Annotated in this window: 19 protein-coding genes; 11 read left to right on the top strand and 8 right to left on the bottom strand. The window is 71.7% G+C overall.

The features are described 5' to 3' along the window. Window positions 1-161 precede the first annotated feature (161 nt). Window positions 162-1016, top strand: coding sequence for an ion transporter (locus AB0M80_RS11570; protein ID WP_364562338.1), 855 nt, complete (start codon window positions 162-164; stop codon window positions 1014-1016). On the opposite strand, the gene AB0M80_RS11565 is transcribed toward AB0M80_RS11570, so the two are convergent. Next, the gene (locus tag AB0M80_RS11565) at window positions 1005-1694 is read right to left on the bottom strand and encodes a TioE family transcriptional regulator (RefSeq protein ID WP_364562335.1); all 690 of its coding nucleotides are present in this window, start codon (window positions 1692-1694) and stop codon (window positions 1005-1007) included. The genes AB0M80_RS11570 and AB0M80_RS11565 overlap by 12 nt on opposite strands. Before the next feature lie 29 nt (window positions 1695-1723). Here AB0M80_RS11565 and AB0M80_RS11560 point away from each other — a divergent pair, with 29 nt between their 5' ends. Then, on the top strand, window positions 1724-2725 hold the full coding sequence (locus AB0M80_RS11560; protein ID WP_364562332.1) for an erythromycin esterase family protein: 1002 nt from the start codon (window positions 1724-1726) through the stop codon (window positions 2723-2725). A gap of 58 nt (window positions 2726-2783) precedes the next feature. Here the strand turns inward: AB0M80_RS11560 and AB0M80_RS11555 are convergent, their stop codons facing one another. Then, complete coding sequence (locus AB0M80_RS11555) at window positions 2784-5111, bottom strand: chitobiase/beta-hexosaminidase C-terminal domain-containing protein (RefSeq protein WP_364562329.1); 2328 nt, start codon at window positions 5109-5111, stop codon at window positions 2784-2786. Window positions 5112-5303: 192 nt separating this feature from the next. Here AB0M80_RS11555 and AB0M80_RS11550 point away from each other — a divergent pair, with 192 nt between their 5' ends. Continuing rightward, complete coding sequence (locus tag AB0M80_RS11550; RefSeq protein WP_364562327.1) at window positions 5304-5945, top strand: hypothetical protein; 642 nt, start codon at window positions 5304-5306, stop codon at window positions 5943-5945. Here the strand turns inward: AB0M80_RS11550 and AB0M80_RS11545 are convergent. After that, complete coding sequence (locus AB0M80_RS11545; protein ID WP_364562324.1) at window positions 5934-8753, bottom strand: alpha-L-fucosidase; 2820 nt, start codon at window positions 8751-8753, stop codon at window positions 5934-5936. The genes AB0M80_RS11550 and AB0M80_RS11545 overlap by 12 nt on opposite strands. Before the next feature lie 647 nt (window positions 8754-9400). Then, complete coding sequence (locus AB0M80_RS11540) at window positions 9401-10282, bottom strand: hypothetical protein (protein WP_364562321.1); 882 nt, start codon at window positions 10280-10282, stop codon at window positions 9401-9403. Between the two features lie 518 nt (window positions 10283-10800). Between AB0M80_RS11540 and sigJ the strand changes: the two genes are divergently transcribed. After that, window positions 10801-11667, top strand: a complete 867-nt coding sequence (sigJ, locus tag AB0M80_RS11535; RefSeq protein ID WP_364563621.1) for an RNA polymerase sigma factor SigJ — start codon at window positions 10801-10803, stop codon at window positions 11665-11667. On the opposite strand, the gene AB0M80_RS11530 is transcribed toward sigJ, so the two are convergent. Next, on the bottom strand, window positions 11636-14746 hold the full coding sequence (locus AB0M80_RS11530) for a SpvB/TcaC N-terminal domain-containing protein (protein ID WP_364562318.1): 3111 nt from the start codon (window positions 14744-14746) through the stop codon (window positions 11636-11638). The two genes, sigJ and AB0M80_RS11530, sit on opposite strands and share 32 nt — an antisense overlap. A 183-nt stretch (window positions 14747-14929) precedes the next feature. Between AB0M80_RS11530 and AB0M80_RS11525 the strand changes: the two genes are divergently transcribed. The 4 genes from AB0M80_RS11525 (at window position 14930) to AB0M80_RS11510 (ending at window position 20273) form a co-directional block, all read left to right on the top strand. Next, window positions 14930-16561, top strand: coding sequence for a S8 family serine peptidase (locus AB0M80_RS11525; protein ID WP_364562315.1), 1632 nt, complete (start codon window positions 14930-14932; stop codon window positions 16559-16561). After that, window positions 16558-17133 (top strand): sigma-70 family RNA polymerase sigma factor, encoded by a 576-nt coding sequence (locus AB0M80_RS11520; protein ID WP_364562312.1) that lies wholly within the window; start codon window positions 16558-16560, stop codon window positions 17131-17133. Before AB0M80_RS11525 ends, AB0M80_RS11520 begins: the two co-directional genes overlap by 4 nt. Then, complete coding sequence (locus AB0M80_RS11515; protein ID WP_364562309.1) at window positions 17130-17615, top strand: hypothetical protein; 486 nt, start codon at window positions 17130-17132, stop codon at window positions 17613-17615. Before AB0M80_RS11520 ends, AB0M80_RS11515 begins: the two co-directional genes overlap by 4 nt. A 111-nt stretch (window positions 17616-17726) precedes the next feature. Further along, window positions 17727-20273, top strand: a complete 2547-nt coding sequence (locus AB0M80_RS11510) for a CHAT domain-containing protein (protein WP_364562306.1) — start codon at window positions 17727-17729, stop codon at window positions 20271-20273. Between the two features lie 284 nt (window positions 20274-20557). Here AB0M80_RS11510 and AB0M80_RS11505 read toward each other — a convergent pair whose 3' ends face one another. Then, window positions 20558-21883, bottom strand: a complete 1326-nt coding sequence (locus AB0M80_RS11505) for a DUF2079 domain-containing protein (RefSeq protein ID WP_364562304.1) — start codon at window positions 21881-21883, stop codon at window positions 20558-20560. 56 nt (window positions 21884-21939) lie between these two features. Then, on the bottom strand, window positions 21940-23271 hold the full coding sequence (locus AB0M80_RS11500; RefSeq protein ID WP_364562301.1) for a HAMP domain-containing sensor histidine kinase: 1332 nt from the start codon (window positions 23269-23271) through the stop codon (window positions 21940-21942). A 65-nt stretch (window positions 23272-23336) separates the two neighbouring features. On the opposite strand from AB0M80_RS11500, the gene AB0M80_RS11495 reads away from it, so the two are divergent. Then, entirely contained in the window at window positions 23337-24173 is an 837-nt protein-coding gene (locus AB0M80_RS11495) for a maleylpyruvate isomerase N-terminal domain-containing protein (protein WP_364562298.1), read from the top strand. Window positions 24174-24286: 113 nt separating this feature from the next. Here the strand turns inward: AB0M80_RS11495 and AB0M80_RS11490 are convergent, their stop codons facing one another. Next, window positions 24287-25270, bottom strand: a complete 984-nt coding sequence (locus tag AB0M80_RS11490; protein ID WP_364562295.1) for a small ribosomal subunit Rsm22 family protein — start codon at window positions 25268-25270, stop codon at window positions 24287-24289. A gap of 145 nt (window positions 25271-25415) precedes the next feature. On the opposite strand from AB0M80_RS11490, the gene AB0M80_RS11485 reads away from it, so the two are divergent. Both AB0M80_RS11485 and AB0M80_RS11480 read left to right on the top strand, forming a co-directional pair. After that, window positions 25416-25841, top strand: coding sequence for a YciI family protein (locus AB0M80_RS11485; RefSeq protein WP_364562292.1), 426 nt, complete (start codon window positions 25416-25418; stop codon window positions 25839-25841). Beyond that, window positions 25841-26191 (top strand): YciI family protein, encoded by a 351-nt coding sequence (locus AB0M80_RS11480; RefSeq protein WP_364562290.1) that lies wholly within the window; start codon window positions 25841-25843, stop codon window positions 26189-26191. The genes AB0M80_RS11485 and AB0M80_RS11480 overlap by 1 nt, the downstream gene beginning before the upstream one ends. Window positions 26192-26198 lie beyond the last annotated feature (7 nt).

Here is a 26198-nt window from a genome sequence, read left to right as displayed (position 1 = left end):
GCTGTGCGGTGTGCGCTCCATGCTCCTCCTCGCCGTGACCGCCTCCGTCCACGATGCCGTATCAGGGCGGCCTGCGCCGCGTCGAAAACCGGACGAAAACGCGACAGTTCGGTACGGCCGTCCGGACCGGCTGATCGACGCCGTCCGTGTCATCATCGGGCATGGTCACCCTTCGCGACGCCCGTGAACCGGAGCTCAACACCGGGGTGCTGCCCGGGAACGTGCGCGCCGACGACTGGATCATGCTCGTGCTCGCCGCCGGCTCGGTCGGGTTGCTGGGGTTCATGGTGCTCAGCCCGCCGTCGCGGGAGGCCGGGCTGGTGATCTTCGCCGTCGACTGCGGGATCTGCGGGGTCTTCCTCCTCGAGTTCCTGTGGCGGTGGCGGAAACGGCGGTGGGCCAAGAAGTTCCTCGTGCGCAACTGGTACGAGCTGTTCGCGATGATTCCCGTCGCGCACCCCGCCATGGCCGCGCACAAGTTCGTCAGCGTCGTGCTGCTGCTCGTGCGGATCGGGCGGGCCGCGGACCGGGCCGTCGGCGAGCAGTTCACCTACCGGCTCGTCGACAAGCTCTCCGAGCCGATCGTGAAGGCGATCAAGAAGCCGGTGACGGTCGCGGTGCTCGACGAGGTCGTCAAGGTGCTGGAAACCGGCAACTACCCGGAAAACCTGGCCAAGTCGCTCGGGGCCCACAAGGACGAGCTGCGCTCGATCATCGCCGAGAAGATCGCTGCGGACCCGCAGCTGGGGAAGCTCAAGCGGCTGCCGTTCCACGACGAGATCGTGCGCGCCTGCGTCGACACCTCCTTCCGCGTGCTGCTCGAAGTCCTCCTCGACCCGCGGATCGACGACTTCTTCTCCGCCGTCGTCCGCGAAAACCGGGAGCAGATCCGGCTGGCCGTGCAGCTCGGGCTCAACGAGGTCGACGACGAGGACGAGGAAAAGGTGCTGCCGGTGCGCACCCAGCGCTCGGCCGCGCACGAGTACGACCGGCTGCACCCGGGCTCACGACCGTGAGGTCAGGTACGCGCTGAGCCGGGCGGCCGCGTCGAGCATCGCCAGGCCGCGGGCGGTCAGCCTGCCCTGCCAGGTTTCGAGTGCCTGGACCAGCGACTCGGTGCCGCCCGCGGTGCGGACCTGGCCGACCACCGTCGCGATGTGGGCCAGCGGGTAGCCGCCGCGGCGGAGCAGGTGCGCCAGCTCGGCGTCGCGGATGTCGGCCGCGCGGAAGACCCGGTAGCCGGTGGCCGGGTTGCGTTCGGGCACCAGGATGCCCGCGCGTTCCCAGGCGCGGACGGTGGCCGCGGTGACGCCGAGGCGGTGGGCCAGTTCGCCGACGGACCAGCCGCTCGCGGTCGGCTCGGGTGCCGGCCCGGTCGCCAGGTGCCCGATCGCCTTCCGGACCGTGTTGAGGGTTTCGCGGTCCCGGAGCAGCTGCTCGTGGCCGCGGTCGACGAGCGTCAGCGCGCGGGCGAGGTCGTCGTCGTGGACGGCGCGCATGATCCCGCCGGCCGTCGCGTGCCCGTAGGCCGGGGCCAGAGCCAGGAACGCCCGGAGTGCGGCCGCGTGGACCTCGGTGTAAATCCGGTAGCCGCTCGGGGTGCGCGCCGACGGCGGGAGGAAGCCGTCCCGCTCGTAGTTGCGGACCGCCTGAGTGGAGATGCCGTGCTCACGGGCGAGGTCAGCAGGTCTCAACTGAGTCTTCAAGGATACGATTCAACCACATGAACCTCACCGACCTCACCGCCGAACTGGTCGCGCTGGGCGAGCCCACGCACTTCGAACCGGCCTTCGCGTACCTGCGCAACGACCTCTTCGCGCAGCTCGCCGAGCACGGCTTCCGGTCGATCGCGCTGGAGACGGACCGCGTGGCCGCGCTGGACGGCGAGTTCTCGCACGACCTGGGCGAAGTGGACGCCAACCGGCAGCTCGTCGCGTGGCTGCGCGAGTACAACGAGCACACCGGCGAGCCGTTGGCCTTCCACGGCTTCGACGCCCCGACCGAGATGTTCAGCGCGCCCAGCCCGCGCACCTACCTCGAACACGTCCGCGACTACCTCGGCCTCGACGTCGACGTCGCAGCCCTGACCGGTGCCGACGAGCGGTGGAGCCGCCAGGAAGCCATCCTCGACCCGGCGGCCTCACCCGGCGCCACCGCCGAAGCCCGTGAGCTGCGGGTGCTCGCCGACGACCTGGTGACCGCGCTCTACGCCCACGCACCGCGGCTGACGACGGACGCCGCCTGGTGGCGGGCCAAGGTCCACGCCACCGCCGGGCGCGGCCTGCTCCGCTACCACGCGGCGTCGGCTCGGCCCGGCGACCGGGACACCAGGATCTCGCGCCTCGCGGGCATGCGCGCGGTGCTCATGGCCGAGAACCTGCTGGACATCCGGGCCATCGAGGCCCGCAGGGGCCGGACGCTGGTGTTCGCGCACAACAGTCACCTGCAACGCTCGGGTTCCGGTGCGGGCGCGATCGTCGCGGCCCTGCTCGGCGACCGGTACGCCTTCGTCGCCGGGAGCCTCGGCCACAGCGAAGCCCTCGGTCTCGGGGAACCGGCGCCCGACACCTACGAGGGGATGCTGCAGCGCGGTACGAAGACCTGGAAGCTGACCGCCGACGTTCCGGCCGGTCGCCGGCGCACCGACACCAAGCCCGAACGAGGTTACTTCGGGCTCGATCGTGAGCTGCTCGACGGCGCCGGCGCGGTGTGGCACGTCGCCTGAAAACACGGCGGCCTCCACACCGGGTCGGGTCCGGTGTGGAGGCCGCCGCTCACCCGGGTTACGGGTAGCTGACCACGTTGACCGGCACCGTGCCCGAAGGCGTGACGCCGCCGGTGTCGTTGATGACGTGCGTGATCGTGCCGCGGTAGTTCAGCGACACCGTCAGCAGGCTGTGGAACCGCACGCCGGCGTTGTTCGGCACCTCGAACGCGTGGTAGCTGGACACCGCCGGATTGGTGTCGAAGAAGCAGTAACTCCCGAGCCCCCACGCCTCATGGGACGTCACGTTCGCTCCGACCTTGTACGCGGCGTACCCGGCGACCCCCGATGGTGCGTTCCACGACGCCTGGTTCGGCACGTCGTAGGGCATCTCGTTCTGGAAGAAGATCGTCCGGCCGCCCTGGCCGTTCCAGATCACCTGGTACTTCTGGTAGTGCTCGACGAACAGGCCGGTGGCCAGCACGTTCGCCCCGTTCACCACGAGTCCGGTGTCGGCGGTGTTCGTGCCCCAGCCGACCGTGCCCGCGTTGCCGTGGTCGGCGCGCCAGGCCCAGATGTGGTCGATGACCGTGTTGGCGCTGTTGACGATCAGGCTGTTCGTCGCCTTGCCGGCGAGCTGCCCGCCGATCCGGAAGAACACGTCCTGGACCGTCGTCGGGTTCGCCGCGTGGCTCGCGGACGACCCGGACGGCCCGACGGTCAGCAGGGCCTGGGAGTTCGTCGTGCCGGCGTCGAAGAGCAGGCCCTTGAGCCGGACCCCGTCCACATCGGACACCTGCATCGCGTTGACGCCGTTGTCGGGCACCAGCGTCGGGTAGCCGATGCCGAGGACGGTCGTGTTCGCGCGGGTCACGTTGAGCGTCTGGTTCAGGTGGTAGATGCCCGGCGTGAAGAACAGGTTGCAGCCCGCGGCGAGCGCGTTGTTGATCGACGCGGCCGTGTCGCCCGCCTTGACGACGTAGAACTGGCTCATCGGCAGCGACGAACCCGGGGTGCTGCCGTTCGCCCAGCTCGGGCCGGACGCGTTCGTGCGCAGCGAGGGCAGGAACACGCGGTACTTGCCGGTGCCGTCGACGTAGAGGTAGGGCACGTCACGGGAGACCGGCGTCGTGGCCAGCGTGGTCTCCGGCGGGTTCGGGAACGTGTTCGCCGGCGCGCCGCTGGTGCCGGAGAACACCATGTTCCACACGCCGCCGTCCCAGCTGCCGAGCGCCGAGTCGCGGGTGTACCACTGCTGCTGCGACACCGACGCGGCCTGGCCGGAGACCTTCGAGTCGGCGATGTAGCCGCCGCTGGCGTAGCCGTAGCTCGCCGGGTACAGCTGCAGGTTGCCGCGGACGTCCATCCGGCGGAACGGCGCGGCCTGCGCCACGGCCCAGCGCTCGTTGCCGCCGGAGGGCACGACGGCGAGGTTCTCCGCCGAGCGCCAGAAGTTCTGCAGCGCAACGCCGTTGTCGGAGGCGTTGAAGGCGTCCACGGTGACGTCACCGTTGATCACGACGTCACCGGGGTTCTGGCCGAGGCCGGCGACCGAGGTGTAGAAGCCGACGTTGTCGTGCACGTTGTTGTACGTGCCCGGCTTGAACAGGTGCGCGACCCGCCGGTCGGCGAACTGCGCGGTGAGCGTGTCCTTCTGGTTGTTGAAGTCCGTGTCGAGCTGCGCCTGGATCGTCGCCGCGGACATGCCCGGGTCGAAGATCCGCACGTTGGACCCGAAGTTCGGGGTGTCGGACTGCGTCGGGCAGCCCGCCTGGGTGCCGATCGTGTAGCTCGCGCTCGACACCGCCGAGTCCGCCGAGCCGGACTTCGTCGCGATGGCGTTGACCGTGCGGGACGCCGGGACGCTGATCGGTCCGCTGTAGAGCGGTGAGGACGCGGTGGGCGTCGAGCCGTCCACTGTGTACCGGATGGTCGCGCCGGCGGTGGCGCTGCCGATGGTCACCGTCTGGGCGCTCGAGTAGGTGCCGCCGGGCGGGCTGAACGTCGGCGCGGCGACCGTCGTCGTGCCGCCGCCGCCGACGGTGTAGCTGAAGTGCGGGGTGTCGTACTGCGGGCCGCCCTTCTCGTAGGTGAACCAGTAGTCGAGAACGTTTCCGCTGCTCAGGCCGGTCACGGTGGTGCGCCAGGTGCCGGAGCCGTTGGTCATCCGGAGGTTCTGCTGGCCGACGCCCGGCACGCCGGTGTAGTGGACGTCCACGTACAGCGCCGGCGTGGCCGGGGTGAAGTTGAGCTGCACTTGGCCGGCACTGAGCTGCGTGACGCTCTGCGTGTAGTCGTCCGCGGCGAGCGCGGCCGGGGCGTTGAGCCCCGCCGCCACCAGCAGGGCCGAGGCGACGAGCGCGATCCTCGGGCCGCGTCGTCGAAGCTTGTTGAAGGTCCGGTTCACGCCGTGACACCTCCGCCGTTGGGGATCCACGAGCATTTGTTGCGAGTCACAACAAAGTAGCTCCCGCTCAGCGGGTCTTCCATCACTTTTCGGTAACACTTGTCTGGACCAATGCCCGGCTGGGGAACCCCGGTCGGGTGAGCCTCGGCCGCTCGGATTTCGGGCCGACCGCCGTGGGGCGAGGATGTCGGGATGCTGGACACCGACGTGCTGGCCCGGATCCCGCCGCGGGCGCTCGACGTCCGCACTCCGCTCGGCGCCGTGCGGTTCGCCGTGCGCGTCGACGGCTGGGACGTGCCCGCGAGACCCGAGCTCACCTGGAGCCTGGACTCCGGGGCGTGGCTGTGCCGGTGGCGGCACCGGTCCGTCCGGCTCGACGTCGTTTCCGGGCCGAGCGTGCCGCGGCTGCCCGGCGGGTACGCGATCGTCACCAGGGAGGTCACCGTCTTCCGGGTGCTGGCCCGGGAAGACGTCGGCGAGTTCGTCGTCCAGGCCGAGCTGGCCGGCGCGCCGGAAGACGCGCGCACCTGGGAAAGCGCCTTCACCGCCGAGACCGCCGACGCCGTGGTGAGCGTCGGCGGCCCCGGGGCCGAGCTGCTGCGGCGCTGCTCGCGAGCCGGCCGGCACGTGCCGCCGTACTGGTCCCGGCTGCTCGGCGGCGACACCGTCGAGCGGACCGGGGGCCGGCTCACCTGGCGGCTGCCCCGCATCGACCGCGGCGACTACGCCGAGCTGTGGGTGTCCGTCGCGTGGAGCGAGCCGAGCGAGCACCCGGGCACGTGGCTGGCCGTCGACATCGACCCGGCCCGGGTGCTGCGCGAGCTAACCCAGTGAAATCCGGTCCAGATCCGGGGCGCCGGCGCGGTCGTTGCCGATCCGGATCGTATTGGCGCCCGCGGTCAGCGTCACCGGGACCGAAGTGGTGTACGGGGTGTTGTTCCCGGCCCCGCTGACCCGCACTTCCGCCGGTGCGCCGCCGTTCACCGAGACGAAGTACGACCGGTCGCCGTTGACCGTGAAGTCGAGGTGGAGCGGGTATTGCCCGGCCGCGCCCACCGTGACGTCCGGGAACGTCACCGCCGCGCCCGCGCTGCCCCCGATGTTGCGCACCTTCTGGCCGCCCGAACACGGCGAACAGTTCGTGACGCCGGCGTCGCCGATGTCGTTCGCCGAGTCCTCCGCTTCGCGCATGAACACCCGGTCGGCCGGGCGCAGCCTCACCTGCACGGGTTTGCTCACCGATTTCGCCCGCCCGAGCGTCCGGAACGACGCTGTCACGGGGATGGTCGCGTCCTGGGCGGCCGGGGACGTCACCGTCCACGATCCGCTCAGGACCTGGCCGAGCCGCAGGTTCGACGCCGTCACGGGGTCACCTTGGACCGTCCAGCCCGCCGGGACGACCGGGGCCAGCGACACCTGGTCGATCGGGTCGTCGACGTCCAGCCGCAGCGACGCGGTCACCTTCAGGGACTGCTGTCCCGGCGAAACCCATTGCACACCCGCCGGTTGCACGGTCAACGTCGTCCGCGGGGTGTACGACTCCGGCGGCAGCGGTGCCACGGCGATCCGGTCGAGGTCCACCGTCCCGGAGACCTTGATCGTGTTGGCTCCCGGGTTCAGCGGCACGGCGATCGCGGCCGGTGCGGTGACCGCGATCGGGGCCGCGCCGTTGACGCTCACCGAAAGCGTGCCCGGCCCCGTGGTGTCCAGCTGCAGACGGGACGGACCCGAGGCTTGGACGTCGCGGAAGACGACCGCGCCGCGGTCGAGGCCGGTCACGACGTTCGTGCCCGAGCACGCCTCGCACCACACCGGCGTCGCCCGGCCTTCGAAGCCGTTGCGCCACGACTCCGCCTCCAGCGGCAGCTCGCCGCGGGGATCGGGATAGCCGTAGGCCACGTCGATCTCGTCGAGCGCGAGCTGCCGGTAGTACGGCTTGGCCTGTGGCCCGGACCACGTGTTCAGCACCTCGAGCTTGAGGTACCGCGCGTGCACCTCGCCGACGTCGACGAACTGCACGCCGCGGTTGCTGGGCAAGGCGCCGGTGCGCACCGGTGCACCCCAGTTCTTCCCGTCGGCACTGGCGTAGACGCGGTAGTCCTTGATCCGCGCGGAATCCTCGGCGCGGCCGAAGGACTCCCGCGCGGACGTCGGCGACGACTCGCGCTCGTGCACCGCCAGGTAGGCCGTCGACCGCTTCCGGCCCAGGTCCAGCGTCACGGACACCGGCAGCTGACCGCCGGCGTCCCAGTAGTTCAGGTAGCTGCCGTCGGTCAGGTTCGCCGCCGGGTGCCCGGCCGCCGACGCCGACGCGGTCGCCTTGATCGTGTTCTTGTCGTAGAAGTACTGCTGACCCGCGGTGTCCACTTCGAACACCGTGTCGTAGGTGTCCCAGTCCTCGATGTCCAGAATGGACAGGTAGCCGCCGGACTGCGCGAACCGCATCGGCTTGCCGGTGCGCAGGTCGGACACCCCGGTGACGCGGTAACCGTTGTCGCGCAGGCGGACCAGGTTCGTCGACGGCCGCGTGACGACGTGCACGTACTGCGTCCTCGCGCCGGGCTTGACGGTGAGCACGCCGTGCGCGCCGTCGTTCCAGAAGCCGGGCTGCATGCCGCCGTAGAGGTACCCGCCGCCTTCGGTGCCCTCGAACGACTCCCGGATCGGCTGCGTCCAGGACGCCATGAAGTTGTTGAACGCCTCCTGCTGCGGCGGGAACTTCCCGTTCAGCATGGCGGTTTCGGCCATCAGCGACTTGATCGACGAGCCGGCGTTCGTGATGTAGCGGCCGGTGGAGAGCCGGAAGTCGACGGCCTGGTCGCCGCCGCTGTACCACCAGTCGCCGTTGGTGGGCAGCTTGTAGTCCGCCTCGGTGAGCCGCGGCATCGGCGTGTAGACCGCCTGCGGGTAGTCGTACGACGGTGTCATGCCGGTCTTCTGCTCGTTGCTGACCGTGTCCATGATCGGCGTGTCCTCGTTGTTGTTGCTCAGCAACCAGGACGGCCGCTTCTCGCGGATGCGCTCGTAGAGCCCGTGCTGCTCCCAGTACTCGTTGTCGTTGTCGATCCAGAACCCGGCGAGCCCGGCGTAGCGGTCCATGACCTCGTCGAACAGGTCGTAGCCGAACTCGCCGAAGCCGGCCCGGGTGGTCAGGTCGACCGGCTTGCCCTTGTACGCCGAGTAGGCGGCCGAGTCGAGCGACTCGTGGCCGGTCTCGTTGTGCCACTGGGGATCGTCGGTCATGTAGAGCATGACGCGGACGCCCTTGGCCTGGCCCGCGGCGATCAGTTCCCCGAGGAAGTCGCGCAGCGTCGAGCAGCTGCCCGGGATCTTCGACGGCCACGGCCGCGCGTAGCCCAGGCGGCTGTGGAAGGTGGTGAGGACGACGTAGGACGCGCCCAGCTTCTTCGCCTCGTCGATCCAGTACCCCGGCGTCCAGCCGCCGTCGGTGACGTCGCGCTCCCAGGCGGCGCAGTCGGTGTGCCGCGGCGCGGTGAACATGCCCCAGTGCAGGAACAGCCCGGCCGTCGAGGCCCGCAACCAGTCCTGGCGCGGGTGGTACAGCTCGGCGTTCGCGGGGCTGACCAGGCTCGCCACCAGCGCGATGGCTGCGGCGAGGCAGGCAAGCAGTCGGATTCTCAAGGGACCTCCTCGTCCGGAGAGATCCGATGATTAGACGCTCATTTATCGTACGTCAAGGGAAGATGCCGCTCATCGGCACACAGTCGTCCGATCTGTCACGCGCTCGATTTCGACCGGCTGACCTGGTGTCGGTGGTTCATGGTGTAACCAACCGCTCGGTCCGGACGATTCACTGGTGTGGCTGATTGGGAAGGTGGGTCGATGCGCTGCTGCGGCATCGCGCGAAGGCCTGCTGCGTCTCGCTGCACGGCTTCCCGAACGACCGGAATGCCGGTTACTCGCTGGCGACTACTGAGGGTTATTGGACATCTCTCTGTCGTCACTGAGTGTCGAAGGGGTGGTGTGAAGCGCCTGTCCAGGGGGTGTGAGTCACGCCTTTATGGTTCGCGGCCGAAATCACCCGAAGCGGTACGCTCGGTGTTCACTGTGGACAGTCTGGCCGTCTGTGCGCTAGCGTCGCCGAGTGCCGCAACTCGGGCTTCTTGTCCTGCGGCACAAGACAACCAACATCCCCGCAACTCATTGTCCGCCCGTTCTCGGGCGGGCTTGAACTTTGCGCGCGACACGAAGGTGACTTGTCTGATGGGCGGTTCCGAAGGCGGCGACTGACTGCCGGGGTAGTCCGTGCCGCCTGCGGGTGGCACGGACTACCCCACGTCCAGCTTCATGCCGTACTTGGCGTCGACGGGCACGTGGTCGATGTGCAGGGTGATGACCGTGCGGCCGTCAGCGTCGGTGTCCGACGTGATGAAGGTGCCGCTCGTTCGGTCGTCCCGGAAGCCGATGGCGTCGTAAGAAACGGTGAAGTTGCCGGGGAAGACGACTCGGTGAGTCACCTTGTCGATCTGCAGGACCTTGCCCGAGTGGAAGTGGAAGTCCTCGGCGACCCCGTCGCACATGATCGGTTTGCACTTCTTCGGCCAAAATCGCTCTATGTCGAGGCAGATCTCCTCGCCTTGCCGGATCGGTGCGTGCAGGTGCACGATCATCGCCATTCGCCTGCTGGTCAACCAGGATTTGGTGACGTTCCAATGTGGCCCGGGCTTGCCGTTCACCTTCAAGCTCCGGGCGTTGATCGCGACCTTGTCCCGGTACTTCTCCGGCTGATCCCACTCGCTGCCGGCATAGAACCTGATGAAGTGGACTTCTTCGCGCAGTGCCACCGCCTTGATGATCAACCTCTCGCGAACGTCACCGTTTCGCTGGATGACCACCGTCTGATCCCAGTCGTTCACCAGGACCAGCGGCTCGGGCCGGTGGTCGATGATGAAGTCGCAGTACTGGGCGAGCAACTCCCGGTACACGGCATAGTCTCGCCGCAGTCGCCGGTTGCCGGCCAAGACGAACAGGATCCCGACGATCACGAGCAACCCCGCCGCCAGGAACGCTCCCGCGCGGACCATTTGACTGCCGAACAGCGTCCCCAGGAGGCCCGCGAAACTCAGCACCCCGACAAGGTCGCCGATCACACCCGGCGCACCTCGCTGAGCGGTGTACGAATCGAGCCAGGAGACGAAGCTCTTCAACATTCGCTCCGCCTCCTCCCGCGCGACCCAAACGAGCGAGCGACGCCAGGTTCGCTGTCGACCTTGGCGTCGATCATCAGAGTAAGGGCAGGTCAGGCCCTGTCAGCTAGTGCAACGGGGTGAAGTTTCAACCATAGCTGGCAGTTTTTCGTGACGCTCGGGAGCTTCTCCGAGACGTTATCCGCTCGTGCCGGAGAAGCGTCGAACCTCATTCATACTGGAATTCCGTTTGTGGTGAAACAGGGCAACAAGTGGACACCGTGAAAGATCACAAGATATCTCCGCGAGTTCCACTGGCGCCATCGGAGCACTCGAAGAAGCCCTCGGCCGTTGGGAGAGGTGGCCGCAGCCGCCGGAGTGTCGAAGCTTGCCCCGGATCCCGGAGGCCTGTCACAAATCTGCGCCCGCGTTCGTCAAGGTGGTGATCGACCGCGAAAGGACGAACCGTGAACGCTGCGACATCCGGGGCTTCGCCCCAGGCCGGGGGCTCCGCCACCCGGACCCCCGCAACAGCTGATGTCCTGGCTGAGAGCTTCGAAACGCACCGCGACCACCTGCGCTCGGTCGCCTACCGGATGCTGGGCTCGCTGAGCGAGGCCGAGGACGCCGTGCAGGAGTCGTGGCTGCGGCTGAGCCGGAGCGACTCGGCGGCCGTCGAGAACCTCGGCGGCTGGCTGACCACGGTCGTCGGTCGGGTCTGCCTCGACATGCTGCGTTCGCGCAAGGCCCGGCGCGAGGAGCCGTGGGAAGCGCTGGTGCCCGACCCGATCGTCAGCCGCGACGACGACGGCCCCGAGCACGAGGCACTGATGGCGGACTCCGTCGGCCTCGCGCTGCTGGTCGTGCTCGACACGCTCACCCCGGCCGAGCGCCTGGCGTTCGTGCTGCGGGACATGTTCGCGTTGCCGTTCGGCGAGATCGCCTCGATCGTCGGCCGGTCCGAGGCGGCGACCCGCCAGTTGGCCAGCCGCGCCCGGCGGCGGGTCCAGGGTGCACCGGTCGCGCCGGACCCGGACCTCGCCCGCCAGCGTGCCGTCGTCGACGCCTTCCTCGCGGCCGCCCGCGGCGGGGACTTCGACGCGCTGGTCTCGGTCCTCGACCCCGAGGTGGTGCTGCGCGCCGACCGCGGCGCGGCCCAGGGCGGCTCGACCGAGGTCCGCGGCGCGGCGGCGGTGGCGAACCAGGCGCTGACGTTCTCGCGCCTCGGCGCCGGCGGCGGCGTGGTGCACCGGGCGCTGGTCAACGGCGCGGCGGGCGTGGTGGCGACCCGCGAGGGCCGGCCGTTCTCGGTGCTGGGCTTCACGGTCGCGGGCGGGCGGATCGTCGAGATCGACATCCTCGCCGACCCGGACCGCCTCAGCCGGCTGGACCTGGCGGTGCTGGACTGATTTCCGGGACCACGGCGCCGGTTTCGTCGGTCACCAGGGCGATCTCGTCGGTGTCGGCGAAGTGCAGGTACCGGCGCCTGCCGTCCGCGTACTGCCGCACCGCGCCCGCCACCACGACGACCAGCTCGCCGTCTTCGATGGCGTACAGCTCGTCGGGGGTCAGGATTTCGTGGATGCGCGTGCCGTTGGTGATCAGGGTGCGGACCCGGCGGCCGGTGTGGTCGTAGCTGTACAGCGCGTTGCCGCCGTCGTCGCCGTGCACCCCGCGCAACCGGCCGAACGCGTCCCGGATTTGGCTGCCTGACGGCGTTTCCCGGGACGGCCCGGGGCCGATGGCACGCAGCAGCCCACCCGGGCCGGTGAGCACGTGCCGTCCGTCGGTGAAGTGTTCGCTGACGCCGTTCGCGTAGTGCACCGCGGTGCGGCGGCCGCTCAGGTCGTAGTGGACGGCGTCGAGGAAACCGGGCACGCACACCAGCCTGCCGACCTCGTCGTACTGGTGGTGCACGGTCAGCCGGCCGTCGCCGGCGTCGGGGTAGACCACTTCCGACAGCCGCCCGTCGGCCCGGTGGGCCACGTCGAGCCGGTACTCCACGGCGACGTGCGCCGGGCGCCAGCGCTTCTCCGCCGGGTGGCCGAGCGCGTCGTAGCCGAACTGCGTCACACCGCATTCGTCGGCGACGCGCACCAGGCGCCCGCAGCTGTGCGGGCCCGCGCCGAGCGGCACCGGGAGCCCGCCGTCGTGGTGGGTGAACGTGGTGACCGGGGTGCCGTGCGGGTCGTCGACCAGCACCGCGGCCACCCGGCCGGCCGCGTCGTGCACGTGGAACACCGTGTGCCCGCCCCCGGTCCGCGACTCGACGACGTGCCCGGCCGCGTCCCGGACGTGCGCAACGCCGTCCGCGCCGCGCAGCTCCCGCCCCAGCAGGTCCCGGAGACTCCCGTCAGGCCGGCTTTCACGACCTTCCGTGGGCAGCGGCCGGCCCAGCGCGTCGTACCGGAACACCGCCGGCGCGGGCAGGGGCTCGCCGTCCCGGAACGCCTGGCTCGTCCGGCACACCAGCCCGCGGGCGCAGTACTCGTGGTGCTCGTCGACGACGTCGCCGAGGAGCTCCGCGTGCCGTCGCTCCAGCAACCGCCCGGCGCCGTCGCGCAGCTCGGCGGTCACGAGCACCTCCGCCTCGCCGGACACCGCGCGCTGCTCGGTGGTGACCCGCGCCGGCCCGCTGTGGTCGTAGCGGTAGCGGATGGTCGGCAGGTCCGCCGAGTCGCCCGGCCGCACCACCGTTTCGGGACGGCCCAGCGGGTCGTGGGTCACCGTGGTCACCGCGCCCGCCGGATCGGTCACCTGGCACACCTGCGCCGTGCGGACGTCGTGGCGCGTGATCGTCACGTTCCCGACCGGGTCCGTGGCCACCTCGGGGAAGCAGCGGTCGGCCGAATACCGGACCTCCCGGGGGTGGCCGAGCGGATCGGTCGTCGTGGTGCGCAGGCCGGTGACGGTGTCGAGCCGGCCGTGGAACGTCGTGACCCACCAGCCGTCCTCGCCGGGGCGGCGGTGGTAGCCGTGGTGGCGCAGGTCCGGCGGGACCGGGCCGTAGACCTCGGCGACGAGCGCGTCGGTGAGCACCAGCTCCTCCTGCGCGGTGCAGAAGCCGTGGGAACCGGCGAAGCCGTCGGGCTCTTCGTCGTACCGGAAGATCTTGTCGGACAGCACCTTCCCGGCGCCGTCCACCTCGCGGACCCGTGCGGGCAACGCGGTGAACCGGCGTTCGGGGTCGGCCGCGTACTTCGTCCGGGTCTCGCGCACGACCGGGTCGCGGCCGGGCCGCTCGGTCGTCTCCACCTCCCGGGCCGGGTTCCCGGCCGGGTCGGAGGCCGTCTCCTTCGTGGTGACCGAAACCGGCGTCTCCCGGCGCTCGAGCACCGTCGTCACCGAGCGCGTCCACTGTGGACGGCGATGGTGCTCGACCCGGCGGTACGGCCGGTCCGCGGCCGGTGAACCGTCGAGGCCGTAGGTCTCTTCCTTGTCCAGGAGCCCTTCGTCGCCGAACCAGCGCACCGTCCGCAGCGTCGGCGCGTACTCGTCGCCGAGCTCGTCCTGGACGACCCGGCCGAACCAGGGGAACCGGCTGTCGTGGTACTCGAACTGCGTCACGCCCACGTGGCCGCTGACCGCTTCCCGCAGGGAGACCTGCCGGACCACCGGCACCGATTCGACGGTCGCGTACTCGATCGCGGTGCGCAGCCCCGTCCCGTGGTCGATCTCGCACAGCCGTCCGGTGCGGGGAAGGTGCCCGAAGGAGTGGTACGGCACGGCGTCGAGCAGGGACACCCCGCCGCCGGACCGCGCCCGCGCGGCCAGCCGGACCCGCCCGGCTGCCGGTGACTCCGCGGAGGCGTAGGCCAGGCGCAGCACCGGCGCGGCCGTTTCGGCGCCGTGGGTGTCGAATCCGGTGAGCGCCACCGACGTCAGCAGCGAGGCCCCGGTGACCTCGTCGGCGTCGTAGCCGAGGGTCCACCGCCGCACGAGCGGCCGCGTCGAGCCCGGCACCCGCAGGTCGATGCGCGCGCACCGCAGCGCCGTCGTGACGAGGGTGCCGTCGCGGCCCTGGCGCAGCACGTCCGGCCGTGGCTCGTACGTGAACTCCACCTCGTACGGGCCGTAGGAGACGCGGGTGAGGTAGGTCTGGCCGCTCTGGTGCGCCCAGCCGAACGCCGCGGTGGTGCCGAACGCGTCTTCGGTCCGGTCGAGGTGCCAGGCGGAGCCGTCGCCGGGGCCGAAGAAGTGCCGGACGCCCGATCGGGTGGTGAGCAGGAAGCCGTCGGCACGGCGGACGAGCCGGTCCGCGGTCGCCGTCCGCGCGTGGCCGTCCGCCGGCCCGATGTGGGGCAGCGGCAGCGTGAACCCGCCGCCGAACGGGCCGTCCGGCGCTCCGGTCGCGTAGCGCAGGGCGAGCGCGGGGGCGCTGCCACCGGGACCGGGCGGCAGGTCGAGTGGCACGGTGAAGCAGCCACCGCCGGTTGCCGGGTCCGGCGTGAAGGCCGCCTCTTGCGTGCTCGACCGGAGCACAACCATGGTGATCTCCCCGCCTGATTCCGTGACGTTCAGAGGGCCAAGTGGGTGAGCCGGGGGCGCCAGATACGTGTTCACCCGTTTGCCGTCGCCGTTATGCATTCGTGACGTCGGTGTCGTATCCCAGTGGCGGCCCGCGGGTCTTTCCCGGGTGCCGGTGGTGATCAGTAGCGGAGGGTGGACCCGATGGTCGTCAGGTTCGTGCGGGACGAGATCGCGGAAGTGGCGGCGGAGGACGCGAGCACGCTCAACGAGCTCCCGGCCCCGCCCAGGCAGTTGCTCGACCGGCACGGCGCGCGCGTGCTCGACCCGGCGACGGCCGTCGTCGCGGCCGGGCAGCCGGCCCCGCGCACGACCGTGTACCGGCCGGGCGTGTTCCTCATCCCCCAGCGGTACCTGCGCGACCAGCAGACCCTGGCCGCGATCAACGACGTCCTCGCCCGCATCGGCGTCTACGCCACCCCGGCCGGCCGCGAGGGCGGCACCCAGGACGCCGTCCGCCCCCAGCAGCTCGACGAACTGCCCGTCCGCGCCCTGCTGCGCGTCCGCGAAGGCGTCGACCCGGTCGTCGTCGACTGCTGGAAAGCGCTTCAGCTGCTGCGGTCCGCCGCGTCGGGCGAGCGGCCCGAGGTCGACCCCGAGATGGTCGCGCGGATTTCTCCGGAGCACCTGCTGTTCAGCACGCCGGTGTTCGGCGGGGTGCCGTGGGAAACCAGCGGCCTCGGCGGCACGCCTTGGGAGACCAGCGGGTTCGGCGCGGGCAGCTCCTACGGGCGCACCCGCGGCGCCAACCGGATCCCGGTGACGCTGGCCGCGGCCCCGCCCTACCGCAGCGAGAAGCCCGGGCACCGGCGGCCGGTGATCGCCGTGCTCGACACCGGCATCGGCCCGCACCCGTGGTTCGGGCTGGCCGACCGCAGCGGACCGCCGCCCGCCGGCGCCGGGCTCACCGTCGCGCCGGGCATCCAGGCGGCGATCCTGCAGGCCGAGCTCGATTCCGGCACCACACTGCCCACCCAGCTGCTCACCGATTACTGGGACGCGCCGACGAGCGGCCAGCCGCTGATCGGCGACGTCGACACCGACACCGGGCACGGCCTGTTCATCGCCGGCATCGTCCGGCAGGCCTGCCCCGAAGCCGACACCCTCGCGATCCGCGTCGTGCACAGCGACGGCGTCGCGTACGAAGCCGACGTCCTGCTCGCGCTGCACCTGCTGGCCGACCGCGTCCGGTCCGCGCAGGCGGACAACCGGCCGGAGGACATGGTCGACATCGTCTCGTTGTCGCTGGGCTACTACGAGGAGAACCCGGCGGACATCGCCTACACCGGCCAGTTCGGCGCGGCCATCGCCGAGCTGCTGGGGCTCGGCGTGCTCGTCGTGGCCGCCGCGGGCAACGACGCCACGACGCGCCGGTTCTACCCGGCGGCCTTCGCCGACCAGCCGCTCGGCGGCGGCAGCGGCCCGCAGGTGATCAGCGTCGGCGCGCTCAACCCCGACGTCACCGCGAGCAAGGCGCTGTTCTCCAACGAAGGCCCGTGGGTGCGCGCCTGGGCGACCGGCGCCGGCGTCGTCAGCACCTACCCGGCCGACGTCCGCGGCACCGCGGCCGCCGACCACGAGGTGCCCGGCTACGGCCGCAACTCGTTCGACCCCGACGACTACAGCGCCGGCTTCGCGGTCTGGGACGGGACGTCGTTCGCCGCGCCGCTCGCCGCCGCCGAGCTCGGCAAGGCCCTGCTGCAGTCCGGGGACCTCACCACGGTCGACCGCGAAACCGTCGTCAAGCGCGCCTGGGCCGCGCTGGGCTCGTTGTGAACGTGGCCAAGACCGACCACGGCCGCGTGGCGGCCCTGTTCGACGCCGCGCGGGAGGGCGACCGCGCGGCGCTGGACGAGCTGGTTTCCCTGCTCACGCCGTTGCTCTGGCAGGTGGCGCGCGACCAGGGACTCGACGTCGACCAGGCGGCCGACGTCGTGCAGACGACGTGGCTGCGGCTGCTCGGCTCGTTCGCGGAGATCCGCTCGCCGGTTGCGCTGACCGGCTGGCTGATCACCGTCACCAAGCGGGAGGCCTGGCGCACGGGGGAAAAGCGCCAGATCGAACGGCCGCTGCCGGAGCTCCCGGAGCGGCTGTCCGAAGCGTCGCCGGCACCCGAGGAGGGGGTGCTGCGCGAGGACCAGCGCGCGCGGTTGTGGCGCGCGGTGGACAACCTGCCCGAACGCTGCCGCAGCCTGCTGCGGATCGTGGCGTTCGTGCACCGGCCGGACTACGCCGAAATCGGCGCCCGGCTGGGAATGCCGAGGGGGAGTATCGGCCCGACCAGGGGACGTTGTCTCGCGCGCCTGCGCGAGCAGCTACTCGCCAACGGCGAAGGAGATTGGCTGTGACCACCGTCGAACCACCAGGCGCCGGCGAGCCCTTGGACGAGCTCGACTTCCGGCTGCTGGCCGGCGTGCGCGAGCTGTGGGAAGACGCCGACCCGATGCCCGCCACGCTCGTGGACCAGATCCGGTTCGCGATCCAGCTGGAGGACGTCGACCTCGAAGTGATGCGCATCCGGGAACAGGAGGGGCTCGCGGTCACGCGCAGCGCCGCCGAGCAGGGGCGGCTCATCACGTTCGACAGCGAAAGCCTCACCATCATGGTGAACGTGAGCCCGGAACCCGGCGGCACGATCCGCCTGGACGGCTGGCTCACCCCGCCCGCCGAGCACCCGATCGAGGTCCGCACGCGAAACGGATCGCTGACGACGACCTCGGACGCCGAAGGCCGGTTCGCGGTCAGCGGGGTGCCGCACGGGATGGTGCAGGTCCTGGTCCGCACGGCCGGCCGGTCGAGGACGGTGAGCACACCGGCGGTCGAGCTGTGACCCGAAACCCCGGGTGACCTCCGAGAACTCCCGGACACCGCCGGCGCGGAGGTACGATCCGCCGGCGTCCTTCTCGGCCGAGGGGGACGGTCCCGGCCGGAAGGTCAGCCCTTGGTCGCGTCCCCGAAGGCCGAAGACCGGGTTCGCGACCTGCACCGGCGTGCGGTCGCGGCGACCAACAACGGCCAGCCCGTGGTCGGCGGACGGCTGATCCGCTCGGCCGCCCGGCTGCTCGGCCTGCCCGCGTCCGCGCCGCCGCCGGGGTGGCCAGCCTGGCCCGACCTCGCGACGCGCGTGCTCGGCACCTACGCGGCCGTCGAAACGGCGCTGGGCCACAGCGCGCGCGGGCTGGCGCTGCTCGACGAGGCCGACGCCCTCGTGTCGGACGCCGGGCGCGGGATCCTGCGCCAGCAACGCGGTCTCGTGCTCATCCTGATCGGCCGGATGGACGAGGCGCTGGTGTGCTTCGACGAAGCCATCCCGCTGCTGCGGCAGGCCGGCGAGTTCGTCGTGCTCGCCAGGACGCTGCTCAACCGCGCGATGCTGCACCAGTACGCCGGGCGGGTGCGGCTCGCGCTCGCCGACCTCGACCAGTGCGAGCAGATCGGCGCCGGGCAGGTGTCGGAAGAAGGTCTGGAAAGGATCTTCGCGAAGGCGGCGCACGGCCGCGGCCAGGCGCGGGTGCTCACCGGCGACATCCCGGGTGCCCTGCGCGACTTCGACGCGGCGAGCGGGTTCTACGCCGCGCGGAGCGTCGGGATGCTGCCGGTGCTGGCCGTCGACAAGGCGCGGGCGCTGCTGGCCGCCGGGCTGCCGCACGAGGCGGCCGCCGAGCTGGACGCGGCGCTGGAGCTGTTCCCGCGGCTGCGGATGAACCAGGAACACGCCGAGGCCGAGCTGACCAGGGCGCTGGCGGCGCTGGCGAGCGGCGATCCGGTGGCCGCGCGGAGCTGGGCCGGGCGCGCGGAACGCCGGTTTCGCCGTCGTGGCAACGAAACCTGGGCGGCGGTGGCGCAGCTGACCGTGCTGCGCGCGGACTTCGCGGCGGGGCGGCGGATCGCCCGCGTCGTCGCGGAGGCGACCGCGCTCGCGGAGCGGCTCACCGGGCTGGGCCTGCGCAACGACGCGGAGATCGCGGCGCTGCTGGCCGCGCGGGCCCGGATCGCGCTGGGCGACCTGGCCGGTGCCCGCGCCGGGATCGCCCCGCGCGACCGCCGGACCGCGCCGCTGGAGAACCGCCTGGTGCGGCGGCTCGCGCTGGCCGAGCTCGGCGCCGCGAGCGGCCACCGGCGCGTGACGTTCGCCAACGCGCGGGCCGGGCTGACGCAGCTGCAGCGGCACCGCAGCCGGTTCGGCAGCGTCGACCTGCAGACCGGGACGACGTCACTGGGCCGGGAACTCGCCGCCGCGGGTCTCGCCGCCGCGCTCGCCCAGCGTTCGCCCGGAGTGGTGTTCCGCTGGCTCGACCGCTCGCGCGCCCAGGCGTTCCGGTTCCGGCCGGTGCGGCCGCCGGCGCACCCGGAGACCGTCGACGCCGTCGCCGAGCTGCGGTTCCTCTCGATGCAGATCCGCGCGGGCGAGCTGGCCGGGAAGCCGGACACCCAAGCCGTGAAGCGGTGCGCCGCCCTGGAACGGGAAATCCGCGCCAAGGGCTGGCAGGCCGAGGGCGTGGACGTCGACCACGCGGAGGCGAAGCTGCGCGAGGTCGGCGACGAGCTCGCGGCGACCGGCAGCGCGATGGTCTGCTTCCTCGCCGACCGCGGCGCGTTGTGCGCGCAGGTGATCGCGAACCACCGGGTGGCGCTGCTTGAGCTCGGCCCGGCGTCGGCCGTGGCGGAGCCGGTCGCGCGGCTGCACAGCGACCTCGACGCGTTGTGCGGGCGCCAGCTGCCGCCGCAGCTGGACCAGGTCATCCGCCGTTCGGTGCGGACGCAGGTCACCGCGCTGGACGCGATCCTGCTGGCGCCGCTGGCTCCCCGGCTCGGCGACCTCGACGTCGTCGTCGTGCCCACCGGCGCGCTCTCGGCGATCCCGTGGGGACTGCTGCCGACGTTGCGCGGCCGTCCGGTGACGGTCACGCCGTCGTCGTCGGCCTGGCTGGACGCGGGCCGGCGGCCCCGGCGGGCCGGTGGCGCGCCCCTGCTGGTCGCGGGCTCGGACCTGACCCACGCGGAAGCGGAGATCGCGCGGCTGGCGCCGTTGTACCCGGAGGCGGAGGTGCTGACCGGCCCGGACGCGACGGTCGCGGCCACGCTCAAGGCGTTCGACGGCTGCCGCCTGGCCCACTTCGCCGTGCACGGCCACCACGAGCAGGAGAACGTGCTCTTCTCGCGGCTCAACCTGGCCGACGGCCCGCTGATGGCGTACGACGTGCAGCAGCTCGCGACGGCGCCGGAGCAGGTGGTGCTGTCGTCGTGCGACGTCGGCCAGGCGGTGGTCCGCGCGGGCGACGAGGTCCTCGGCTTCACGGCGGCGCTGCTCTACGGCGGCAGCCGCACGGTGGTCTCGAGCGTGGCGCGGGTCGACGACCGCACCGCGGGCGGCGTGATGCTGGCGTTCCACCGAGCGCTGTCGGTGGGCACGCCCCCGGCGCGGGCCTTGGCGGACGCGGCGCGGGCGGAACCGCTGATGCCGTTCGTGTGCTTCGGCCGCAGCTGAGGGGCTTGAGCCGAGCGCGGCCGGGGCGTTCGCGCTCGCGGCCGGTGGGTCGTCCAGCCCCGCCGCGGCGCCGGCTTCGGGTGGCGGCACCGGGTCCTCCGCCAGGACGCGGCCACCCACCCGGGCTCGCATGTCAACGGCATCCTGGCCGATCCGGCCTGACGTCACTCGATCGAGTGAAGCGCGGGGCCGGGCGTCATTCCTGGCGCGGGTTCCCCTCTTCCTCGGTGCGGCGGTAACCGGCCGGCACGCCCCCCGACTGGCCGGTTACCGCTGCGAGTTTCCTACTCACGGTGGAGCAGCACGACGGAGTCCGTCCCGTCGACGCGCAGGTACCCCGTGTTCTCCAGGTCCGCCAGCGCCGCCGCCTTCGTCGCGAGCGTGGTCGGCCAGGACTGTTCCGGCTGCGCGACGACGACCCACTCCGGCCGCTCGCTCGTCACGCCGTCGAAGAACCGCACCGTGCAGCGGGACGTCAGTCTTGGAGCCAGCCGGTTGGACGCCAGCACCGTCGCGCCGTCCGGGATCCGCGCCAGGACCGCGTCGATCCCGGCTCGCTGCGCAGGCGTCCAGACGCCGCTGGTCAGGTGCGCCGCCTGCAGGCCGAGCGAACCCAGCCCGACGACCACCGCGCACGCCGGCAGGTATCGCCGGAGCCCCCCGAACCGCCGGGCGCCGTGCACGCCGGCGATGAACACGATCGGCATCAGCACCGCGCTGTAGTGGTAGCCCATGCCCCAGTAGCGGTCGTTCGCCGAGACCAGCCGCCACAGCAGCGTCGGCACCGCCAGGACGAGCAGCGGCGACCGCAGGGCCGCGAACGCCGTCGGCGCGAGCAGGGCCAGCAGCATCGAAACCTTGACGATCGACCCGCCGAAGGGGTTGAAGCCGCCGCTGTGCGCGTACGCGCCCGCCGGGTTCAGCGCCGGCAGCACGACCAGGAACAGCAACGCGGACGAGACGACGCCGAAGACGATCACCGTCCACCCGAGCCGTCGTTGCCGGTTGAGCACCAGGACCACGCCGACGGCGGCGAGCGTCAGCGGCAGGTCTTCCTTGACCAGCACCAGCGGCAGCGCGCACCAGACCGCGGCCCGCCACCGTCCGTGCAGCAGGTGCTCGGCGGTGAACGCCAGCATCGGGACCGCGAAGCAGACCTCGTGGAAGTCGAAGTTCACCGCGGACAGCAGCCCCCACGACAGCACGTACCCGGCGCCCACGAGGGCACCCCGGCGAGGGCGGAGCACCTGGATCGCGCATCGCGTCACCGGCACCGCGGACACCGCGAACAGCAGGGCCTGGGCGATGAGCAGGCACCCCGGCGACGGCCACAGCAGGTAAAACGGCGCCAGCAGCGCCAGGATCGGGTGGAAGTGGTCGCCGAGCGTCGGGTAGCCCGGGCCGAGCAGGTCCGACACCGGCCACTGCCCGTGCGCGTAGGACCGCACCACCTGTTCGAAGATCCCCAGGTCGAACCCGCTCGCGTCGAACGTCCGGAGCCGCTGCAGCGACCAGGCGGCGTACCCGGCGAAGGCGACCACGGCGACGACGTAGGGGACCGCGCGGCTTTCGCGCGTGCGCGCCGGAGCCGGCGCGAAGTCGATCAGCATGGCGGGATGCTCTTGCGGCCACGCTGAACCGAAGCTTAAGCAGGCTGAAGAAGTCTTCAGGCAAGCGGCAAGCGGAGCTCCAGGCACGCGCCGGACGTGCTGTCGGCGACGCGCAGCGCGCCGCCGTGCGTCCGCGCGATCTCCGCGGCGATCGCCAGGCCCAGCCCCGAGCCGCCGTCGTCCTCGCGGGCGCGGTCGTCGTCGAGCCGGACGAACCGGTCGAAGACGCGCTCGCGGTGTTCGGCCGGGATGCCGGGGCCGTCGTCCCGGACGGTCAGCACGCCGTGGTCGTCGAACGCGGTGAGCGTGACCGTCACGCGGCTCACGGCGTGCCGCTCGGCGTTGTCGACGAGGTTGCGCAGCACGCGCTCCAGCCGTCCCGCGTGCCCCTGGACCACGGGCTCGGCGTGGATTTCGGCGCGCACTTCGACGCCGTCACGCGGGAGCCGCGCGGCAACGTGCTCGGTGATGAGGTCCGCCAGCGCGATGCGAGTCGTCCCGGCCGGCTGGTCGGCGTCCAGCTTGCTTAGCAGCAGGAGGTCCCCGGTGAGCGTCTCCATCCGCGAGACGTCCAGCACGGCGTTCTCGAAGCTGCGGCGCCAGTCGAGCCGGTCGGGGTGGGCCAGCTGGACCTCGAGCTGGGTGCGCATCGACGCCAGCGGCGTGCGCAGCTCGTGCGACGCGTCCGCGGTGAACTGGCTCTGCCGCTGCACCGACTGGTCGAGCCGGGCGAGCATCTCGTTCATCGTGACGGCGAGCTCGGTGATCTCGTCACCGGAGTCGGGCACCGGGACGCGGCGGCCGAGGTCCCGCGCGCGGATCCCGTCGACCTCGGCGCGGATGGCGCCGACCGCACGCAGCGACCGCCGCACGGCGAACCAGGCGACGGCCCCGATGAGCAGCGCGGCCGCGGGCACCCCGCCCCACAGGATCTGCTCGGCGGTGGCCACGGTCTGGAGGCCGACGGGGTCGAGGAACTCGGCCGCGTCGACGTAGTACCGCCGGTCCGCCGTGGCCGAACCGACGTACACCTCGTCCGCTTCGCCGTAGGGCATGGCGATGACGCAGTCCGGCGCGAACACTTGGGCGCGGCCCTCGAACGGCACGTCCGGGAGGCCGGTTGAGCAGCGGTTCACCTGCTCCCGGCTGATCATGTACCCGCCGCCCTTCTCCAGCTGCTTGGGGACGTCCGCGGGCGCGACACCGGAGTTGAGCAGAGCCAACACGGCGTAGACCTTGTCGTTCGCCAACATCCGCGCACTGTTCTCGAGGCCGCCTCGCAGCGACTGGACGAACCAGTACGACCCGAGACCGAAGACCAACGCGGAGGCGAGCGAGGCGAAGAGGGCGACCCGCCACCGGGTCGACCGGGGCAGGAACCGGGCCATGCTCAGAAGATAACCGCACCTTCGGAGATCCGGGCCGGTGTGCCCGCGAGCTAGCGTCGGAAGCCGTGACGGTCGAACAGTGGCACCAGGTGCGCGCGGCCCTGCCCGAGGTCGGTGGCCGGTTCGCGGACCTGCTGACCGGGGTCGGAGACCCGCACGCGCGCTCGCTCGGCGAGTGGTCGATCGCCGAAACGGCGTCGCACGTCGGGATGATCGCGCTGATGTACCGGGCGATGATCCGCGGTGACGGCGGGCCGCTCCCGCTGCCGGGCCTCGAAGAGCCGATCGACGCGGCGAGCGTCGACACGATCGCCGGGATGAACGCGCTCGCGCTGGAGCTCCACCCCGAGCGCGACCCTCTCCGGCTGGCCGAGCGGCTGCGCGCGGACATCAACGACCTGCTGCTCGTCAGCGTGGACCTCGACCCGGAGAAGCCGGTGTGGTGGCTGGGCGGGTCCCGCGTGCCGGTCGCGGGCGTCCTGGCGCACCTGGTCAACGAGATGCTGATGCACGGCCTCGACATCGCCCGCGTCCTCGGGCAGCCGTGGCGCATCCCCGCGCGGCTCGAGGCGCTGTTCCTCGAGCTGTTCCTGTTCGGCATGGTCCGGAACGACATGGGCCACCTGCTCGACGACGCGACGCCGTCACCCCGGCGCATCGCGGTGGAGTTCCGGTCGCGGTACACGAGACCCGCCGTGCTGGCGCTCCAGCACGGAAAGCTGCGGTTCGAGGAGCCGGACGGCACCGCCGACGTACGGCTCCGGTTCGACCCGTCGTTGCTCGTGCCGATGATGTTCGGCCGGATTTCCCGGGCCCGCGCGGTGCTCGGCGGTGGCGTGCGGATCGGCGGGCCGCGGCCGTGGCTGCTCCCCGCGTTCCTGCGGACGGTCCGGATGCCTTAGTTCAGCACGCGGAAGGTCAGGGGGTCACCGGGCTTCACCTGCCGCGGCACGCTTTCCGTCCCGTCGTCGACGTGACCGTCTTCGAACCCGCTGAAGCCGGCTCGGCGGCCGGATCAGGCGGAAGACCAGCCGTCGCCCCACTCGGCGTCCCGGGCCGCGCGGTACCGCGGGCCCTGCTTCTTCGAGACGGCAACACCCGGCTTCAGCCCTTCGCCGGCCGTGCACAGGTCGAGCGCGACCCAGCCCTTGTGCTTCTTCGGGTGCCGGACGATCCGCGCGTCCGGCCGCTCCGGCGTGCTCCGCGTCGCGACGACGTACGCGAACTTCTCGTCCTCGAACCCGAGCGTGGCCGCCTTCAGCCGCCGGTGCAGTCCCGAGCGCGGGAGCCGCGCGGCGAAGTGGCACCAGTCCTGGCCGGGCACGATCGGGCACGCGGCGTCGTGCGGGCACGGCGCGACGACGTGCAGGCCGAGGTCGATCAGCCGGGCGCGCGCGGCGCGGATCCGCTCGTACCCCGCCGGCGTGCCCGGCTCGATCAGGGCGACCGCCCCGGCCTTCGCCGCCAGCCAGCGCACGACGTCGTCGCGGGTCGCGTCCGGCAGCTCCCCGAGCACGTAGGACAGCGTGACGAGGTCCGCCTCCGGTGCCGGCGCGGCCGGGTCGACGAACCCGCGCCGCCACTCCGCGTCCCGGACCGCCGCGCGGCCGGCACCCGCGGCGAGCCGCTTGCCGAGGCCGATCGCGCCGGCGACCTGCTCCAGCACCGTGCACTTCGCCAGCGACGGCCACACGGCCGCGGCGGCCCACACCGCGGCACCGGTGCCTCCGCCGACGTCGATCTGCGTACGCGGCTCGAAGCCCGGAGCGCGTGAAGCAGCTTCGGCGAGCGCAGCCTGTACAGCGGCGTAGGTGGCCGGCATCCGGTAGCCCGCATACGCGGCGACGTCGGCTTCGGAGTTGAGGATCGGCGAAGTCGCCGCGTCACCTTGTCGGTAACGCGTGCTGAGCCGGTCGACGGACTGCGCCAGCCGGGGCACGGGGTGCCTGGCCAGCTCTTCGTCGAGCGCGGAGGAGAGGTCGTCGGGGAGAACCGCCACGGCTGTCGATTGTCCCCTGTCCGGATTGCCCACCCGGACCGACCCTGAGCTGCTAGTTTTCCGGCGCGAAAAGTTTTCGGCGGAGGCTGTCGATCCGGCACCCGGCCGTTCGACGCGTTGGCAAAGCGAACGAAGGGAGACCGTTGTGCGGTTCATGGTGATCGTCAAGTCGAACGAGGAGTCCGAGGCGGGCAAGGGCCCCAGCGCCGAGCTGCTGGCCGAGATGGCCCAGTTCAACGAAGAGATGGTCAAGGCCGGCATCCTGCTCGCCGGCGAAGGCCTCACGCCGAGCTCGCAGGGTGCGCGGGTCGTCTTCTCGGGCACCGAAGAGCCCAAGGTCGTCGACGGCCCGTTCGCCGAGACCAAGGAGCTCGTCGGCGGCTTCTGGATCCTCCAGTGCCGCGACCGCGACGAGTGCGTCGAGTGGATCAAGCGGATGCCCAACCCCGAAGGGCAGGCCGGCGTCGTCGAGATCCGGCGCGTCGCGGAGGCGTCCGACTTCGAGAACATGACGCCCGAGGTCGAGGCGCTGGAAGGACGGCTTCGCGCGCAAAGCGCCGAGGAGGCGTGATGCGGTTCATGGTGATGGTGAAGCCCGGCGCCGAGCCCGAGGTGCCCGGGTTCCAGCCCAGCGCCGAGGAGCTGACCGAGATGGCGGCGTTCAACGACCGGCTGTTCAAGGAGGGCCGGATCGTGCTCGCCGAGGGCCTGACGTCGAGCGCGGAGGGCGTCCGGGTGGTCTTCGAAGGCGACGCCGAGCCGAAGGTCATCGACGGGCCTTTCGCGGAGACGAAGGAGCTGGTCGCCGGGTTCTGGGTGCTCAACGGCGAATCGCTCGAGGAGGTCACCGAGCTGATGAAGCAGGCGCCCAACCCGGAGGCGAAGGGCGGCGTGCTGGAGATTCGCCCGATCAGCGAGTAGCGGGTTG

This window comes from Amycolatopsis sp. NPDC051045, assembly GCF_040682955.1.
Lineage (GTDB): Bacteria > Actinomycetota > Actinomycetes > Mycobacteriales > Pseudonocardiaceae > Amycolatopsis.
Note: the sequence above shows the minus strand (reverse complement) of the source record. Positions and strands in the feature narration are given on the sequence as shown.

Coding starts and splice junctions, on each gene's coding strand:
- AB0M80_RS11500 (WP_364562301.1), bottom strand. CDS start 23,271: ATGGCCCGGTTCCTGCCCCGGTCGACCCGGTGGCGGGTCGCCCTCTTC.
- AB0M80_RS11560 (WP_364562332.1), top strand. CDS start 1,724: ATGAACCTCACCGACCTCACCGCCGAACTGGTCGCGCTGGGCGAGCCC.
- AB0M80_RS11570 (WP_364562338.1), top strand. CDS start 162: ATGGTCACCCTTCGCGACGCCCGTGAACCGGAGCTCAACACCGGGGTG.
- AB0M80_RS11530 (WP_364562318.1), bottom strand. CDS start 14,746: ATGGTTGTGCTCCGGTCGAGCACGCAAGAGGCGGCCTTCACGCCGGAC.
- AB0M80_RS11550 (WP_364562327.1), top strand. CDS start 5,304: ATGCTGGACACCGACGTGCTGGCCCGGATCCCGCCGCGGGCGCTCGAC.
- AB0M80_RS11540 (WP_364562321.1), bottom strand. CDS start 10,282: ATGTTGAAGAGCTTCGTCTCCTGGCTCGATTCGTACACCGCTCAGCGA.
- AB0M80_RS11505 (WP_364562304.1), bottom strand. CDS start 21,883: ATGCTGATCGACTTCGCGCCGGCTCCGGCGCGCACGCGCGAAAGCCGC.
- AB0M80_RS11480 (WP_364562290.1), top strand. CDS start 25,841: ATGCGGTTCATGGTGATGGTGAAGCCCGGCGCCGAGCCCGAGGTGCCC.
- AB0M80_RS11525 (WP_364562315.1), top strand. CDS start 14,930: ATGGTCGTCAGGTTCGTGCGGGACGAGATCGCGGAAGTGGCGGCGGAG.